General features: G+C 69.2%; 1 pseudogene. It reads left to right on the forward strand.

Annotated elements, in window-relative coordinates:
• A pseudogene (locus AC1D00_RS44035) lies at positions 1-692 on the forward strand (YhdP family protein); the annotation flags it as partial.

The following is a 692-nucleotide window of genomic DNA, read 5'->3' on the forward strand; positions in this document are numbered from 1 at the left end:
TTCCAATTCGGGCTTCCATCGCTTCGGCGACGGGATCGGATCGCTGCGCAGCTGGCTGGGCGGCGGTCGCTGGCTGAAGCGCATGGCCATCGTCGTCGGCGCCCTCGTCGTTATCTTCGTCGGCTGTTTCGGCGCGCTGTGGTGGCGGCTCGGCGCCGGCCCGATCAATCTCGACATCGCGACGCCCTGGCTTGCGGCGGCGATCGAGGACAACATCGGTCACGGCAACACGGTCGAGGTCGGCGGCACCCAGATCGAGCGGGCCGGGCGAATCCGTATCGCCGTGCGCATCCGCGACATCATCGTGCGCGACCAGGACCATGCCATCGTCGCCACCGCGCCGAAGGCCGAGGTGAAACTGTCGGGTGCCGGTCTGCTGATGGGGCACCTGCGCGCGGAAAGCCTCAATCTCGTTGATGCCGAACTCGCGATCCGCATCGCGCCGGACGGCACCGTCACAGTCTCGGCCGGTGACACCGCAAAACCGCTGGCCACCGGCGTGGCCTCCAAGAAGGACGCGGGCCTGCCGCCGACATTCCCGCGCAATGGCGTGCCCCCGCCGCCGTTCGCGACCGCGCCGGCAAGCCCGGACGCATCCCAGGCGGCGCCTCAGGCGACTGCGCAGAGCGGCATTCTCCAGGGCCTCGATTGGCTCGACAGTCTGAGCATGACCGGCCTCGACGGCCAGAACC

This window comes from Bradyrhizobium sp. P2_E8 (assembly GCF_056403875.1).